The organism is Mycobacterium sp. NGS40 (assembly GCF_059812735.1).
Genome location: NZ_JCALDG010000011.1, coordinates 215,268 through 227,317, shown reverse-complemented (window position 1 = coordinate 227,317; position 12,050 = coordinate 215,268). Strand labels below are relative to the sequence as shown.

The window sequence follows — 12,050 nt, the reverse complement described above, 5'->3', positions numbered from 1 at the left end:
CAGTCGCTGTAAAAAAATCTTTCTGACCACCGCGGCGGTCTCGGGTACCCCCCCACCCTAAGAAAATCGGGTCATCGTGCCAGGTCAGGCCAGTCGAAGTAGGTGAGCTCGCCGAGCTCGGAGTCGACGGCAAGGTTGAGGTTGTCGGCGTTTCCGGTCAGTGCCGGGCGTTGGTCGTCGCGGCTACCGTCACCGCGGCGCTCGTTGCAGGTGGCATGCAACAGTCGGTCGGCGTGGGTATTGCCGATTCCGTAGACCGAGCGGCTGCGACTGTGGTCGGCGTGTAGCGGTCGGCCGTCCCAGTTGCGTCTGGGGTCGCGGTACATGGACCTTGCACACCACCAGCATGGTTTGCCGTCGATATGGCGCTGAAGCAGCCGTGAGCGGTGCAGCTGGTGATCGTGGCCGAGGCCGCGTGCGGTGCTGCTGGGCCGCGGTGCGCGGCGGGAACTGTTGGGCATCAGAACATCTCCTCGGGCAGCCGACGTGTCGCCGGTCGGCTGGGATTGCTCGATAGCGGTGGCGACAGTGACAGCGCGCACCCGTTGGCGTGGTCGGCTGGATCGGATGACGTTGTGTTGCAGGTGCATCGGGCGAGCTCGCGGGGAAACTCGGTGGCCTGCTTGTGCAGGTACTCGCGCCACTGCTTGTCGCGTTCGGTGCTCATCGGCAGACGTGGCCGCCCCAGACGGTCTCGCCGGGTGCGGGGATGGGCGCGGCAAACGGTATGACGTAGGGGTTGTCGCCGGCGGGCAGTGGCTCGTATTCGTCGTCGAGTAGGCCGTGAGGGCCGCCGTGCCGGTACCAGTCGGGGCGTTGTTCCCAGTCGTCGAGGGTGTAGGTGGGGTAGCCGACGATTGCTCTGATGTCGAGTGCTGTGCTGAGTCGGTCGGCGAGGTGTCGAGCGTGGTCGTGGCCAATGAGTTCGTCACTGACGTAGAGACATTCGATTCGTGCTGTGGTGGCCCGCATTTCCGGTGTGATGCATTTGAGGTCGGACCAGGCCACGGCGCGTTTGATCCAGCGCACGCGGGTGAGGTGGACGCGCGCCAGGACGGGGACGAGGGGTGCGGTGCGCGTGTAGGAGTGCCAGAAGCTGGTGGTGCCGGTCGCGATGTTGGCGGTGATGACGTGCAGCCGGTAGAGGGCGTCGATGACGTTCTCGACGGCGTAGAGGCCGCAGGAACAGTCACGCTCCGGCGGGTGGTGGTCGGGCCGAAAGATGCACTGCGCCTGGATCGTTTGGCTGGTGACCGGTTGTGTGCCGACGCAGCCCGGCGCGCCGCCGTCGGGCGGGTGAAGTGCTGGCGGGTCATCACCGATGTTGACGTGCCAGATGCGCCAGCCGGTGGCGGCCTCGACGAGTTCGTCGGTCTCGGAGTCGGTGGTCACGGTGACCGGCCGCTCAGTGACAGACGGCCGGCCACCGTGGTCGCGCTCAACGACCATGCCAGTAACCGCGAGCGGCGACGATCAGTAAAACCAGGCCGGCTGGTCGGCGCCGGCATCGACGGGCTCGAGCGAGTGCCCGATCTCGGTCATGGGGACCGCAGTCTCGTTAGGCACCGACGCGAGTACCTCGAGCATCTTCTCGTCGTGTGTGCACAACGTCACCCAGTGCCCTTTACGCGGCGCAGTGATCTTGCCCTTGGAGACTGCGTCATCGACGGCGGCCTCGATCTTCTGCTGCACCGCAGCGGCTTTGAGTGTGCGTGCCTCCTGCGCGTCGTTACGCAACGCGGTCAACGTCGCGGTGTCGACGACCTCGAGATCGTGCAGCTTTGCAGCGGCTGCGACCTGAGACGGCGGTGCGTCGGCCATCAGTGGGGCGCCTCGCAGCGCGTCCTTGAGGGTGTCGAGGACGAGGTCGGTGTCGCTGGTGTCCTCTGGTAGGCCGAGGCGGTCCAACAGCACCGCGGCTTCGGCATCGTCAAACTCGAGTGTGAGTGCCATCGTGTCGTCTCCTTGACGGAATCTAGGCGGTGAGGCCGGTGATCTTCTTGGCCGCGTAGGGGCGGTCGACGGCGAACGCGGGCACCGCGTACGCCTGCACCCACGTCGAGCGAGTTTTGCGCTCGTCGATGACGTCGACCGTGAGCGGGGCCTCGAATCCGACAGTGCCCACCATGCCTCCCTGGCACACATAGGCGGTGCCGGCCGGGATACGCGGATTGGAGAACATCTTGAGGCCAACCGATTCCAGCATGGCGCCGAGTTTCTCGGCGTACGCCTCGCGCAGCGCCCGCGCCTGGCTCGGATGCAGGAGCAGCGTGTCGTGCACAACACCCAGCTCCTCGAGATCGGCGAGCTCCTGGGCCTGGGCGAAATGACTTGTCGGCCGATCGGGTCCCGGCGTCAGGTTGGCGTCCGGGCCCACGAAAGTCAGCTCGTCCCATGGGTTCGACGCAGCGACGGTGGCAATTTCGGCAGCCTCGAGCGCGGCGACGGCGCGGGTATCCAGCTTGCGCGCGATGGTGTTCGCCAATTGCGTTGTCTGCTGGTCGATGTAAGAGATGTCATTGCGGGTGCGCCGCTCATCTTCGACCTGGAACTTCCCGCCCCAATCCTCGACGACGGCGAGTTTTGGCTCGGGCTCGACGCCCTCGACGACGCGGTATTCGGCACCGGGTGTGCGCTTCTCGACGTCGCTGGTGAAAAAGTCGGTCGCCGCGATCACGGAATACAGTAGGCCGCCGCCCTGAACCTGGGCGCCGAAGGGTCGGAACACACGCGGTAAGAGGATTTGGGAATCCGCCAGGTGCGCAATCTGATCGCGAATCCTGCTGGGCTCTTTGAGGGCGGCATCGACGGTAAGGCGTCGGCCGCTGAGCTCGGGAATCAACGGGTTGGGCATCGGTCAAGTCCTCTCAGTAGAGCGAGATTTCGGCATCGGTGGCGTCGGCAGCGCCGGTGACCGCGTAGCCCACCGCGATGCCGGCAGCCTTGGTCGCTGCGGTGCCATTGGCGCCGACCTGGACTTCGGCGTTGGCCGCAATGGCGCCGCTTGCCTGGACCTTGACGACGCGGCTATTGCCCCGCACCACCCGGACGAGCCCACCGACAGCAGCGTCGTTCCCCGCGACGCCGCACGGGCGTACACCCGCGGCGGCCGGCGCGACCGCGATGTTCCCGCCGCCAGTGCGGTTACCGGACACGGCGAGGAATCGTCGAGCCGTCACAGCTGCGGTCGCTTCGGCGGTGATATCGGCGCCGGGGTCATACACCGACACCTGGGGAATCGTTGTCGACATTCGTCAGACTCCAATCGTTCTGTTGGTGCGCAGCCGGCGGGCGGCGGCTACTTGCACGGCACGCCGACGGCGAGCCTCGAGATCGGGATGAAACGCACTGGCCGCCACGGTGACTCGCCTACCCGGCGCGGCCGCGGCAACGTCGACGTTGTACAGCTCGCCGAGCTGCTTGAGGGTATGAACGGCCGGTGCGCGTTCACCGAGCAGAGCGCACGCCGTCACGATGAACCGCCACGTGCGGCCGGTGCCGTCGCTGTAGTCGAAAACACCCTCGATGCTGCGGTCCCGGTAGGCGTGCAAAAGCATCTTCGCCAGGCCGGCAGGAACATTCACGAAGTCGGCGAGCAGCGTGTCGCCGACGAGTCGAACATTGCCGAGATGACCGAGCGCAGGTCCGCCGTCGAACCGAGGGTCATCGTGGCCGATCTTCAACGGGGCTGGTCGCAGGACCCCGGCGCGGGCGAATTCGACCGCGGACTCAAGGTCCTCGTGGGTGACCGTGAACTTGCCGTTGGCGCCGTCCCAGGTACCGACCTTGAGAATCTCAATGTCGCGCAATGTCCGTACGTCAGCCACGTCGGCTCCCGTCAGCCGGCCCGACGGGCGGCCTGGCGTTCGGCGCGCTCGACGACCGCTCGCGCGGGAAGCAGCCAGCGGTTGCCAGAACGCTGCGCCGGAAGCCGCCCGCGACGCACAAGGTCGCGAACATTCGCGGCGCTGCACTCGAGGAGCCGGGCGGCTTCGTCGGTGTCGACGAGGTCATAAGCCGCATGGTCACTCACACCAGACTCGGAATGCACGCCACGCAAGCGATTTCGGCTGCTTTCTTGCGTAGGCGTCAGCGCTACGCAAGATTTCTTGAGCCGGCGGGCGAAGTCGACGAGCTTCGGTGACGGCTGCATAGCGCGGCAGACGTGGTCAAGGAATTCGGCCAGATACGCTGCGTCGTCGACAGTGAGATACACGCCGTGCTGAGCCGCGATCACGGCGCACCGTCCGCGCCATCACCGAGGAGCCGCTGCAGGCCGGCGTCGAACTCGGTGGGGTCCAGTTCGTCGGCGATGACAGGGTTGAGCCGCTCTGCACCAACCTGGGACAGCAAGCGGCCCATGTAATCACGCATCGCGACGACGACCGGCTCAAGGTCGAGCAGATCAGTTTTCTCGACGACCAGGTGCAGACTGCGAGTGAGCATTTCAGTCACGCAGGCGGGCCTACCTTGGGCGGCCAGCCGACGAACCGCCTCGTCGACGAGCTCGCGGTCACCGGTGATCTGCGCAACGACATACATCGCCGCGCAGTAGTCCCGGCGCGCCTCCGCGAGCCGGTTATCGGTCTGGTCGGTCATCGTGTGGTCCTTCCCTGGGCATGGCTGCGGATTGCTTCGACGGCGTCGACAAGGCGATCAGCGAGACCGAGGGCCTCGTCAGGGTCGGCGGTGAAGATGAGCGGCCCGATGGTGACCGCGACACGCGGCGGATCGTGATGGCACGCCTTTACCGACGCTTGCCAGCCGCTCGCACCGTTGAACCTCACCGCGGCCCCTTGGTCGCGTCGTCGAGGGCTTCACCTATGCGCCGCATTGCGTCGAAGATGGCGAGGTCTTTGTCCTCGAACGATTCCGCTTCGGCGAGCGCAAGCCCTTCGGCGAGCATGGCGACGACCTCGCGTAGATCGGCAACGTCGAGCTCATCGAGCATGGCCGCGGTCGCACTGAGGTCCTCGGTGTGAGCTGCCAGCAGTAGGCGGCCTACGGCGGCGTCGAGATTCAACTCTGCGCGGTTACTCATCGGCGCTCCTCGGGTTCGTCGAGTTCGTGTAGGGGTTCGCTGAATGCCCTTGTTGGTGCGACGGTGTCGTCGATTGGCGGCGGGCCCGGTGCGCAGCGGCGCACGCACGGGATGCGTCGGACGCGGCGCGCGCCGATGTCGTCGGTGCGGATGCAGTACTCGCCCGGCGCGGCATGGCATGTCGGGCATCGACGGTCGATCGCTTCGTAGTAGGCATCGGCCACAGGGCGACTCATCACGCGACCTCTTCGGCGAGCTGTTGGCAGCGAGCGCAGTCGGACGGTGGGTGCTCGAGGTGAGCGTGCCGTCGGCATCGCGGCCCGAAGGGCCCGCAGACAAACGACGGCGGTTTGCCGTTTGCTAACGGGCGAGCCGTTGAATCCTGGGTCTCGTCAGCCGTGTGCTCCGGGACGAGCTCGCCGCCTCCCTGGTAATGATTAGGTCCTGTATAGGTGGGCGGCACGGCGGTGCCGGTCATTCTGTTGTGAGCGTGCCGGTCATTGTGCACAGCGGTGCCGGTCATTGAACCGTTGAGAGGCACAGTGGTGCCGGTCATTTCGTTGTTGGGCGGCATGACTGTGCCGGTCGTTGGCCCGTTGGGAGGCACGGTTGTGCCGGTCATTGCGACGGGAATCAGCCGATAGACGGTCGCCGATCCACGTTTCGAGTTTGCTGTGCGCTCAATGAAGTTGAGTTGTTGGCCGCACTCAAGCGCGTACCGGACCGCACGCGGTTTGAGATTGCACAGCTGCGCCAGACGTGCCTCGCCCGGATATGCACTGGCGCCGTCGTGGTAGTTCGCGAACGTCTCCAGTGCGAGCAGCACGAGCCTGTGGGCCGCCGTGAGTTTGGCGCCGAAAACAGCTCTACGCCAAGCCCTTCGCTCCTCTGGGGTCATCCGCACCGCCTCCGGCCGGTGGTGCGGTTGTGTCGGCGGGCGCTCGTAAGACCAGACGTGTTGGGCGGCTTCCTGGGCTCCTCGACGTTGAGAGCCGGGCGATCCACCACCGCCCGGCCCTCGTCGTTTCTAGGCGGCCCCACGCCGCCTATCACGATGCGAGCTCTCGCCCGCCGGCGCGCAGGATCGCCGCGATACGGTCTCTTTGCGCTGCGGTGAGCGGCGGCGCTTGCGCCAGCACCTTCTCGACATGACTAGCGAGGACCTCGGCGCGCAGGGCGGCGCGCTCTTCGTCGATCGCCGGGTCGTCGGCGGATCGTTCGCCTTTACGAACTTCACGAGTCATTACGCCAATTCGGCTGCGACGGCGGGCAGCGGCGTCTGACAGCGAGCCTCTGGGCATGACAAAAGCGACCTCTCTTCGAGGTGCCCGAAACACCGGACACCTGACGGGGTGGGTCGCTTCTGAGTAGGTGCGTTCTGACGTTGGTCGGCGTGTACGTGTGGCCGTCCAACGTGAAGATTAATGACTAACGCCGACAAGTTGTACGGCGCCGGCCTTTACCCTGCTGCTTTCCAGTCGATCCGCACGTAATCGGGGTCGAAGTGGTAGAGGCGTCGTCGGGGTGCCGGCAGGACGGTAACGGTCATCAGCACCTCGAGGATCGCGCGGCGCTGGCCAAGAGATAGGCCGTCGGAGCGGTCGTCTCGGCTGCCAAACCACAGCGATCGCAAGTCTTTCGCGCCGGCGAGCATTTGCATCGGGTTGCGCCGACCGGCCGATGTGAGCGACTTGGCGATTGCGTTCTCTTTCGCGGTCAGTTTCTCGGTGCCGATTGCGAGCTGGCGCGCTGTGATCTGCCCGGCTGCGAATAGGCCGGCGAGTTCGTCCTGGCGTTCGCGCACGGCGACTAGCTCGACGCGCAGCGCCGCCGTGTCCTTGTCGGGGTCGGCGGCGACGAGCTGCTCGAGGAGACCGGGCTCGGACAGTCTGCCGACGATCACCTCCTCGACGTAGGAGTCAAGCGTGGCCGCCTCACGGGTGACGTGCCCGCCGCCGTCGCGGATTTCTCGGTTGCCGCATCGGTACGTGTGGCGCTTGACGCTGCCGCCGGTGCCTACGCGGAGTTTCGCCTCGCCGCATACACCGCACACGTAGAGGCCTGAGCCGAGCCAGCGGATCGTCCCGCCGCGGGCACCGTTGGTGCGCCGCGCGGGGTCGGACAGGATCGCGCACGCTGCCCGCCAGGTGTCCTCCGGGACGATCGGCGGCCACACCGCCTCACCGACGATTTCACCACGGTAGGACGACAAACCAGCCGTTCTAGGCCGCATGATGGTCTCTTTCAGCGCCACCGACGTCCACGGCCCGCGGCCAGTCGTCGTCGAAATGCCGCGCTCGTTGAGGTCCCGCACGAGCGACCGCAGCGACACACCGCTCACAACCGCCTCGACGGCCTTGGCGATTTCGGCCGCCTCGGCGGGCCGGATGGTGACGCCGTCAGGCTCAAAGCCATACGGCCGGATACCACCGTGCCAACCGCCGGCCTTCGCCTGTTGCTGCCGCGCCCGCCGGATGCGCTCACCCTTGTGCTCGGATTCGTAACGCGCCCAAGCCGACAAAGTGACCGCGACGGCCCGACCGGAAGGCGTCGACAAGTCCCAATGTCCGGCCTGCACCGTGTGCGTCTCGACGCCGTGCTTGCGCGACAGCTCGATGTACGTCTCGAGTTCGACAGGCGAGCGGTGCAGCCGGTCGGGGTGCCACGCGATGACACCGTCGAGCCCACCAGCCTCGACCTCGGCGAGCAACGCCTGATACTCCGGCCGGCGTTTGCCGCTATAGGCCGAGACGTCGTTGTCGACGTAGACGTGTCGGATTTCCCAGCCGAGCCTCTTCGCGAGCTTTCGGCAGTCCTGCTCTTGGCGCTTGACGCCAAGGCGCGCCCCCTCTCGGTCCTGGCTGATCCGCACGTAAATCGCCGCCCTATGTCCCATTGGCTAAGTGTGCCATAGATACAGAGTCGGTAAGACGACATTGCTGGCGGCCATGCTGGGTGCGGTATCGCCGGCCGAACGGATCGTCTGCGTCGAGGACGCGGCCGAATTGGCGCCCCGGCATCCGCACCTGGTCAAGCTGGTCGCGCGGTGCGCCAATGTCGAAGGCGTAGGCGAGGTTTCGGTGCGCCAACTCGTCCGGCAGGCGCTGCGGATGCGGCCGGACCGCATTGTCGTCGGAGAAGTCAGGGGCGCCGAAGTGGTCGACCTGCTCGCAGCGCTGAACACCGGCCACGACGGCGGGGCCGGGACGGTGCACGCCAACAATCCGGGCGAGGTTCCGGCCCGGCTGGAGGCGCTGGGCGCGCTCGGCGGTTTGGACCGGACCGCGTTGCACAGTCAGCTCGCGGCGGCGGTTCAGGTACTGCTGCACGTCGCCCGGGACCGCAGCGGCCGGCGCCGCCTCGCTGAGATCGCGGTGCTGTGCCAGGTCGGGGAACGAGTTCAGGCGGTAACGGCGTGGCACGCCGAGCGGGGGATGACCGACGCTGCCGACGAACTGCATGCCTTGCTGCAAAGCCGGTTGCCGGCATGAACGGTATCCCGGCCGGTGCGTTGCTGGTGGCGTTGGCGCTGTTGGCTCTTCCGCCATCACCGCGACGGCGGCTCAGGCCGACGCCAGCGCGCCGACGGGTTGTCGGCGGCCGTGGGCTGGGTTGTCTGGCGGCATGCGCCGGTGTTGCCGGCGCGGCGCTGCTGCCGATGACGACTGTCCTGGCCGGCGCGGCCGTGGCCGCCACGACGAGCCTGCGCTACCGCCGGCGTCGGCAGCGCCTACGCGCCGCCGAGGAGGGCCGGACATTGGAGGCCGCGCTGGATGTGCTGGTCGGCGAGCTGCGAGTGGGTGTCCATCCGGTGCAGGCGTTTGCTGTTGCTGCCGACGAAACCGCCGGTGCGGTGTCGATCTCGCTGCGAGGCGTCGCGGCGCGGGCGCGACTGGGCGCCGACGTCGTGGCCGGCTTGCGCGCCGCGGCGTGCTCCTCGGGCCAGCCCACGCACTGGCATCGACTGGCCGCGTGCTGGCAGCTGGCCGCCGAGCATGGCCTCGCGATCGCCACGCTGATGCGTACCGCCCAACGCGATATCGTTGAGCGGCAGCGATTCTCGTCGCGGGTTGATTCCGCCATGGCCGGGGCGCGGGCCACCGCAGCGATACTGGCGGGACTGCCGGTGCTGGGGGTGTTGCTGGGCCAACTGATCGGGGCGCGTCCGCTGAGCTTCCTGCTGAGTGGACACGCCGGCGGATGGCTGCTCGTTGTCGGCTCGGTGCTGACGTGCACCGGGCTGCTGTGGTCCGACCGCATCGTCGCGCGTGCGGGAGCCGGGCCGTGAGCATCGCGGCGGTCTTGCTCGCCGTGGCGCTGTTGATCGGGCCGGGGCCGTCGGTGGTGCGGGCGCGCGCCGGCACAACGCCTCGTGCGCAACGGTTTCGGATCGCGCGGGCCGACGAGAAGGCCCGCGGAACGGACCCGCTGGCCGTCGCATCCAGCTTCGACGTGCTGGCAGTGTGTCTGGAGGCCGGGATGGCCGTGTCGACCGCGGCCGCCGCGACCGCAGCGTCCGCCCCGCCGAGGCTGGCCCGGGTATTGCGGCGCGCCGCCGATCTGCTGGCCCTGGGATCCGATCCCGCTGTGGCATGGTCAATCTCGCCCGAGAAGACGGTCGACGTGCAGACCGATGCGCTCCTGCGACTGGCCCGACGTTCGGCGTCCTCGGGTGCGGCACTGGCCGGCGGCGTCGCAGAGCTGGCCGACCAGTCTCGGCACGACGCCGCGCATACCGCCGCTGCGGCCGCCGAGCGCGCGGGCGTGCTGATCGCAGGCCCGCTCGGGCTGTGCTTCCTGCCGGCGTTCATCTGCCTGGGCATTGTCCCGGTGGTCGCCGGGCTGGCCGGAGATGTTCTGCAGTCGGGCTTGTTGTGAAGGCATTACAACAGAGGAGATACATTGGTGATCAACATGTTTCGCGTAATGATGGCGCGGATGGCGGTCCTTGCCGCCGACGAGTCGGGAATGTCCACCGTCGAATACGCGATCGGCACTATTGCGGCGGCCGCCTTCGGCGCGATTCTCTACACCGTCGTCACCGGCGATTCGATCGTGTCGGCGTTGACCAACATCATCGGTCGCGCGCTCAACACCAAGGTCTGATCGGCTGCGCCGGTGCGAGCACCGTGGAAGCGGCTTTGGCGATCGCCACACTGGTGGTGGTGCTGGCGTTTTGCCTGGCCGGCGTTGCGGCCGTGGCAATGCAGGTTCGCTGTGTTGATGCCGCCCGCGAGGCGGCCCGGCTGGCCGCGCGCGGTGACGAACGTTCAGCCGTCGACGTCGCGCGTAGCATTGCGCCGGGCGGATCGCGGATCCAGGTGCGCCGCGACGGCGATTTCGTCGTGGCCACGGTTATCGTGCACTCAAAGTTGCTGCCCGCCTTGGATATCAGTGCTAAGGCCGTCGCGGCGGCGGAGCCGTCGCGATGAGCGCGGGGCGGCGACCGTCCTCGCGGCGGCAATAGTCGCGGTGCTGCTGTGCGTCACGGGCGCCGGCGCGTACATCGGCTCGGCGGTGGTGGCACGCCATCGTGCGCAGGCGGCTGCCGATCTGGCCGCGCTGGCCGCCGCGGCGCGGCTACCTGCCGGAGCCGCGGCGGCCTGCGCCCGGGCGAGTGCGATAGCCCGCACGATGCGAGTCGACGACGTGGGCTGCCGGGTGGAAGATCTCGACGTCGTCGTCACCGTGCGCGTGGCGGTGGTGTTCGGCGGTGTGGCTCAGGCCGCCGCTCGGGCAGGGCCGGTCGACGCGGCGTAGCTCAGGCGTTGTCGTCTGTGGCTTTTGCCAGCCCGGCGTTGGCCAGCTCTTCGTCGCTGGGCAAGCGCAACGAGAGCAGCCCGACGAAGGTCTCCGGTTCCAGTTCCACACGATTGGCGGTCACGTGCACCGGCACCCAGTCGCCGTCGAAGCCGCGCATCCGCAGCACCCGGTTGGTCGATCCCTTATCGAATTCCTGTGTCATGGCTGACATTTGGGGCACGTCGTCGGGATGGACCTTCGGCCTGGCCTTGTCGGAGCCTCGCCAGTCGTAGAAGGTGCACGGCTCGTCGAGCCATTTCAGCAGGGTCCAGGTGTTGAGGTCGACGAGTGCCCGGTGAACGCCGGCCTGCCGCAGCCCGTCGAGGATCCGCAACGCCAGATCGTCGGTGGAAACGTTCGGCCCCTTGAGCTCGGCGCGCCAGTTCATCGCACGTGCGACGAGGTGGTCCTTGCCACTGGGTCCGGGCTCGAGCGCGCTGCGGCCGATGAAGCCTATCCGGATAGGATTGCCCTGCCAGTCGGTGAGATCCCATGTGCTGCATATGGTTTGGCCGGGTTCGGCTTTGACCGCCATGGCAAGAACTTTGGTTTCGTTCGGGTTGAGCTCGCGCGAAGGAAGGTCTTCGGCAAAGGCCCGCCCGAAGGTGACTTCGACCTCGGGGTTCTTGCCGCTGATGACCAGCGATTCCCGCGTGTCCGTGGCCACGCCGAGGGTCAGGTCCCACTTCAGCGGACCCGCGGTGGGCCGCTCCGGCGGGTCGATGTCAGCGGGCCCGGTCCACACATGCACACCGTGGATGCAGCCGTCGGACATCACCACCGGTTCGGTGCGGATCACGCGGTCGTGCTTGGGCGTGATGCTGGTCAGGCTCTGGCCGGTGCGCATCGACTCGGCGATCGCGGTCCGGACGGCGGCGAGATGGGGACTGCGGCGGAGGAAGGTCGTGATAGGGACAAGGTTCTTGAGCTGCCGCCCCTGTGCAACCACGGCAGGCTCTTCCCCCAGTGTCTCCACGAGCAACCAGTCGTGGGCCATGCGCTCGATTTTAGGGCGCGCGGGCGCATCTGAGGATCCCCAGGCGCGCCGACATCGCCTCAGCAAATCCGTCACGGAACCAGTTCAGCGATACTTCGAATCGACTTCGCCGGCGCTAAGTTACTGGTAAGTTTGCAAACGCCATCACAGCCTTGGTAGGTTTTCTGCTCCGGCCGTTGGTCGCGCTTTGAGACAGCATGTCGGCGTTTC

21 protein-coding genes and 1 pseudogene are annotated in these 12,050 nt (G+C 67.2%); 6 read left to right on the top strand and 16 right to left on the bottom strand.

Annotated features, from left to right (window positions below; genetic code table 11):
- Positions 1–71 precede the first annotated feature (71 nt).
- From AC5Y5O_RS18755 to AC5Y5O_RS18685, 15 genes are all read right to left on the bottom strand, one after another.
- Positions 72–461, bottom strand: coding sequence for a hypothetical protein (locus tag AC5Y5O_RS18755; protein ID WP_500026600.1), 390 nt, complete (start codon positions 459–461; stop codon positions 72–74).
- Positions 461–667, bottom strand: coding sequence for a hypothetical protein (locus AC5Y5O_RS18750; protein ID WP_500026597.1), 207 nt, complete (start codon positions 665–667; stop codon positions 461–463). Before AC5Y5O_RS18750 ends, AC5Y5O_RS18755 begins: the two co-directional genes overlap by 1 nt.
- Positions 664–1,449, bottom strand: coding sequence for a hypothetical protein (locus AC5Y5O_RS18745; RefSeq protein ID WP_500026592.1), 786 nt, complete (start codon positions 1,447–1,449; stop codon positions 664–666). The genes AC5Y5O_RS18750 and AC5Y5O_RS18745 overlap by 4 nt, the downstream gene beginning before the upstream one ends.
- 24 nt (positions 1,450–1,473) lie before the next feature.
- A complete protein-coding gene (locus AC5Y5O_RS18740) occupies positions 1,474–1,953 on the bottom strand; it encodes a hypothetical protein (protein WP_500026588.1) in 480 nt (159 codons plus the stop codon).
- A gap of 22 nt (positions 1,954–1,975) precedes the next feature.
- A complete protein-coding gene (locus tag AC5Y5O_RS18735) occupies positions 1,976–2,854 on the bottom strand; it encodes a major capsid protein (RefSeq protein ID WP_500026582.1) in 879 nt (292 codons plus the stop codon).
- A gap of 13 nt (positions 2,855–2,867) precedes the next feature.
- A complete protein-coding gene (locus tag AC5Y5O_RS18730; protein WP_500026577.1) occupies positions 2,868–3,251 on the bottom strand; it encodes a DUF2190 domain-containing protein in 384 nt (127 codons plus the stop codon).
- A gap of 3 nt (positions 3,252–3,254) precedes the next feature.
- Positions 3,255–3,827: a hypothetical protein gene (locus tag AC5Y5O_RS18725; RefSeq protein ID WP_500026574.1), complete on the bottom strand. Its 573-nt coding sequence runs from the start codon at positions 3,825–3,827 to the stop codon at positions 3,255–3,257.
- 11 nt (positions 3,828–3,838) lie between these two features.
- On the bottom strand, positions 3,839–4,237 hold the full coding sequence (locus AC5Y5O_RS18720; protein WP_500026572.1) for a helix-turn-helix domain-containing protein: 399 nt from the start codon (positions 4,235–4,237) through the stop codon (positions 3,839–3,841).
- Positions 4,234–4,599 (bottom strand): hypothetical protein, encoded by a 366-nt coding sequence (locus AC5Y5O_RS18715; RefSeq protein WP_500026569.1) that lies wholly within the window; start codon positions 4,597–4,599, stop codon positions 4,234–4,236. Before AC5Y5O_RS18715 ends, AC5Y5O_RS18720 begins: the two co-directional genes overlap by 4 nt.
- Positions 4,596–4,787: a hypothetical protein gene (locus AC5Y5O_RS18710; RefSeq protein WP_500026563.1), complete on the bottom strand. Its 192-nt coding sequence runs from the start codon at positions 4,785–4,787 to the stop codon at positions 4,596–4,598. The genes AC5Y5O_RS18715 and AC5Y5O_RS18710 overlap by 4 nt, the downstream gene beginning before the upstream one ends.
- Complete coding sequence (locus AC5Y5O_RS18705) at positions 4,784–5,041, bottom strand: hypothetical protein (protein ID WP_500026559.1); 258 nt, start codon at positions 5,039–5,041, stop codon at positions 4,784–4,786. Before AC5Y5O_RS18705 ends, AC5Y5O_RS18710 begins: the two co-directional genes overlap by 4 nt.
- Positions 5,038–5,277, bottom strand: coding sequence for a hypothetical protein (locus AC5Y5O_RS18700; RefSeq protein WP_500026555.1), 240 nt, complete (start codon positions 5,275–5,277; stop codon positions 5,038–5,040). The genes AC5Y5O_RS18705 and AC5Y5O_RS18700 overlap by 4 nt, the downstream gene beginning before the upstream one ends.
- Positions 5,277–5,939: a helix-turn-helix domain-containing protein gene (locus AC5Y5O_RS18695; protein ID WP_500026553.1), complete on the bottom strand. Its 663-nt coding sequence runs from the start codon at positions 5,937–5,939 to the stop codon at positions 5,277–5,279. The genes AC5Y5O_RS18700 and AC5Y5O_RS18695 overlap by 1 nt, the downstream gene beginning before the upstream one ends.
- 151 nt (positions 5,940–6,090) lie before the next feature.
- Positions 6,091–6,285 carry a hypothetical protein gene (locus AC5Y5O_RS18690; RefSeq protein ID WP_500026549.1) on the bottom strand — a complete coding sequence of 65 codons (195 nt, stop codon included), beginning with the start codon at positions 6,283–6,285 and terminating at the stop codon, positions 6,091–6,093.
- Between the two features lie 215 nt (positions 6,286–6,500).
- Positions 6,501–7,937: a recombinase family protein gene (locus AC5Y5O_RS18685; RefSeq protein ID WP_500026547.1), complete on the bottom strand. Its 1,437-nt coding sequence runs from the start codon at positions 7,935–7,937 to the stop codon at positions 6,501–6,503.
- Positions 7,938–7,962: 25 nt separating this feature from the next.
- Here AC5Y5O_RS18685 and AC5Y5O_RS18680 point away from each other — a divergent pair.
- The 6 genes and pseudogenes from AC5Y5O_RS18680 to AC5Y5O_RS18655 form a co-directional block, all read left to right on the top strand.
- Positions 7,963–8,532 (top strand): annotated as a pseudogene (locus AC5Y5O_RS18680) (ATPase, T2SS/T4P/T4SS family); the annotation flags it as partial.
- Positions 8,529–9,329: a type II secretion system F family protein gene (locus AC5Y5O_RS18675; protein WP_096290377.1), complete on the top strand. Its 801-nt coding sequence runs from the start codon at positions 8,529–8,531 to the stop codon at positions 9,327–9,329. The pseudogene AC5Y5O_RS18680 and the gene AC5Y5O_RS18675, both read left to right, overlap by 4 nt.
- Positions 9,326–9,919 carry a type II secretion system F family protein gene (locus tag AC5Y5O_RS18670; protein ID WP_207768610.1) on the top strand — a complete coding sequence of 198 codons (594 nt, stop codon included), beginning with the start codon at positions 9,326–9,328 and terminating at the stop codon, positions 9,917–9,919. The genes AC5Y5O_RS18675 and AC5Y5O_RS18670 overlap by 4 nt, the downstream gene beginning before the upstream one ends.
- Positions 9,920–9,955: 36 nt before the next feature.
- Complete coding sequence (locus AC5Y5O_RS18665; protein ID WP_096291412.1) at positions 9,956–10,147, top strand: DUF4244 domain-containing protein; 192 nt, start codon at positions 9,956–9,958, stop codon at positions 10,145–10,147.
- A gap of 23 nt (positions 10,148–10,170) precedes the next feature.
- Positions 10,171–10,473: a TadE family type IV pilus minor pilin gene (locus AC5Y5O_RS18660; protein WP_243394199.1), complete on the top strand. Its 303-nt coding sequence runs from the start codon at positions 10,171–10,173 to the stop codon at positions 10,471–10,473.
- 40 nt (positions 10,474–10,513) lie between these two features.
- Positions 10,514–10,801: an Rv3654c family TadE-like protein gene (locus tag AC5Y5O_RS18655; protein WP_500026537.1), complete on the top strand. Its 288-nt coding sequence runs from the start codon at positions 10,514–10,516 to the stop codon at positions 10,799–10,801.
- A 1-nt stretch (position 10,802) separates the two neighbouring features.
- Here the strand turns inward: AC5Y5O_RS18655 and AC5Y5O_RS18650 are convergent, their stop codons facing one another.
- Positions 10,803–11,840 (bottom strand): PAS domain-containing protein, encoded by a 1,038-nt coding sequence (locus AC5Y5O_RS18650; RefSeq protein WP_096290375.1) that lies wholly within the window; start codon positions 11,838–11,840, stop codon positions 10,803–10,805.
- Positions 11,841–12,050: the final 210 nt, after the last annotated feature.

Excerpts from the sequence above, each read along its gene's own strand:
- AC5Y5O_RS18750 (WP_500026597.1), bottom strand. The coding sequence starts at position 667 with ATGAGCACCGAACGCGACAAGCAGTGGCGCGAGTACCTGCACAAGCAG.
- AC5Y5O_RS18745 (WP_500026592.1), bottom strand. The coding sequence starts at position 1,449 with ATGGTCGTTGAGCGCGACCACGGTGGCCGGCCGTCTGTCACTGAGCGG.
- AC5Y5O_RS18700 (WP_500026555.1), bottom strand. The coding sequence starts at position 5,277 with ATGAGTCGCCCTGTGGCCGATGCCTACTACGAAGCGATCGACCGTCGA.
- AC5Y5O_RS18755 (WP_500026600.1), bottom strand. The coding sequence starts at position 461 with ATGCCCAACAGTTCCCGCCGCGCACCGCGGCCCAGCAGCACCGCACGC.
- AC5Y5O_RS18690 (WP_500026549.1), bottom strand. The coding sequence starts at position 6,285 with ATGACTCGTGAAGTTCGTAAAGGCGAACGATCCGCCGACGACCCGGCG.
- AC5Y5O_RS18715 (WP_500026569.1), bottom strand. The coding sequence starts at position 4,599 with ATGACCGACCAGACCGATAACCGGCTCGCGGAGGCGCGCCGGGACTAC.
- AC5Y5O_RS18705 (WP_500026559.1), bottom strand. The coding sequence starts at position 5,041 with ATGAGTAACCGCGCAGAGTTGAATCTCGACGCCGCCGTAGGCCGCCTA.
- AC5Y5O_RS18650 (WP_096290375.1), bottom strand. The coding sequence starts at position 11,840 with ATGGCCCACGACTGGTTGCTCGTGGAGACACTGGGGGAAGAGCCTGCC.
- AC5Y5O_RS18740 (WP_500026588.1), bottom strand. The coding sequence starts at position 1,953 with ATGGCACTCACACTCGAGTTTGACGATGCCGAAGCCGCGGTGCTGTTG.
- AC5Y5O_RS18730 (WP_500026577.1), bottom strand. The coding sequence starts at position 3,251 with ATGTCGACAACGATTCCCCAGGTGTCGGTGTATGACCCCGGCGCCGAT.
- AC5Y5O_RS18695 (WP_500026553.1), bottom strand. The coding sequence starts at position 5,939 with ATGACCCCAGAGGAGCGAAGGGCTTGGCGTAGAGCTGTTTTCGGCGCC.
- AC5Y5O_RS18685 (WP_500026547.1), bottom strand. The coding sequence starts at position 7,937 with ATGGGACATAGGGCGGCGATTTACGTGCGGATCAGCCAGGACCGAGAG.
- AC5Y5O_RS18735 (WP_500026582.1), bottom strand. The coding sequence starts at position 2,854 with ATGCCCAACCCGTTGATTCCCGAGCTCAGCGGCCGACGCCTTACCGTC.
- AC5Y5O_RS18665 (WP_096291412.1), top strand. The coding sequence starts at position 9,956 with ATGTTTCGCGTAATGATGGCGCGGATGGCGGTCCTTGCCGCCGACGAG.
- AC5Y5O_RS18675 (WP_096290377.1), top strand. The coding sequence starts at position 8,529 with ATGAACGGTATCCCGGCCGGTGCGTTGCTGGTGGCGTTGGCGCTGTTG.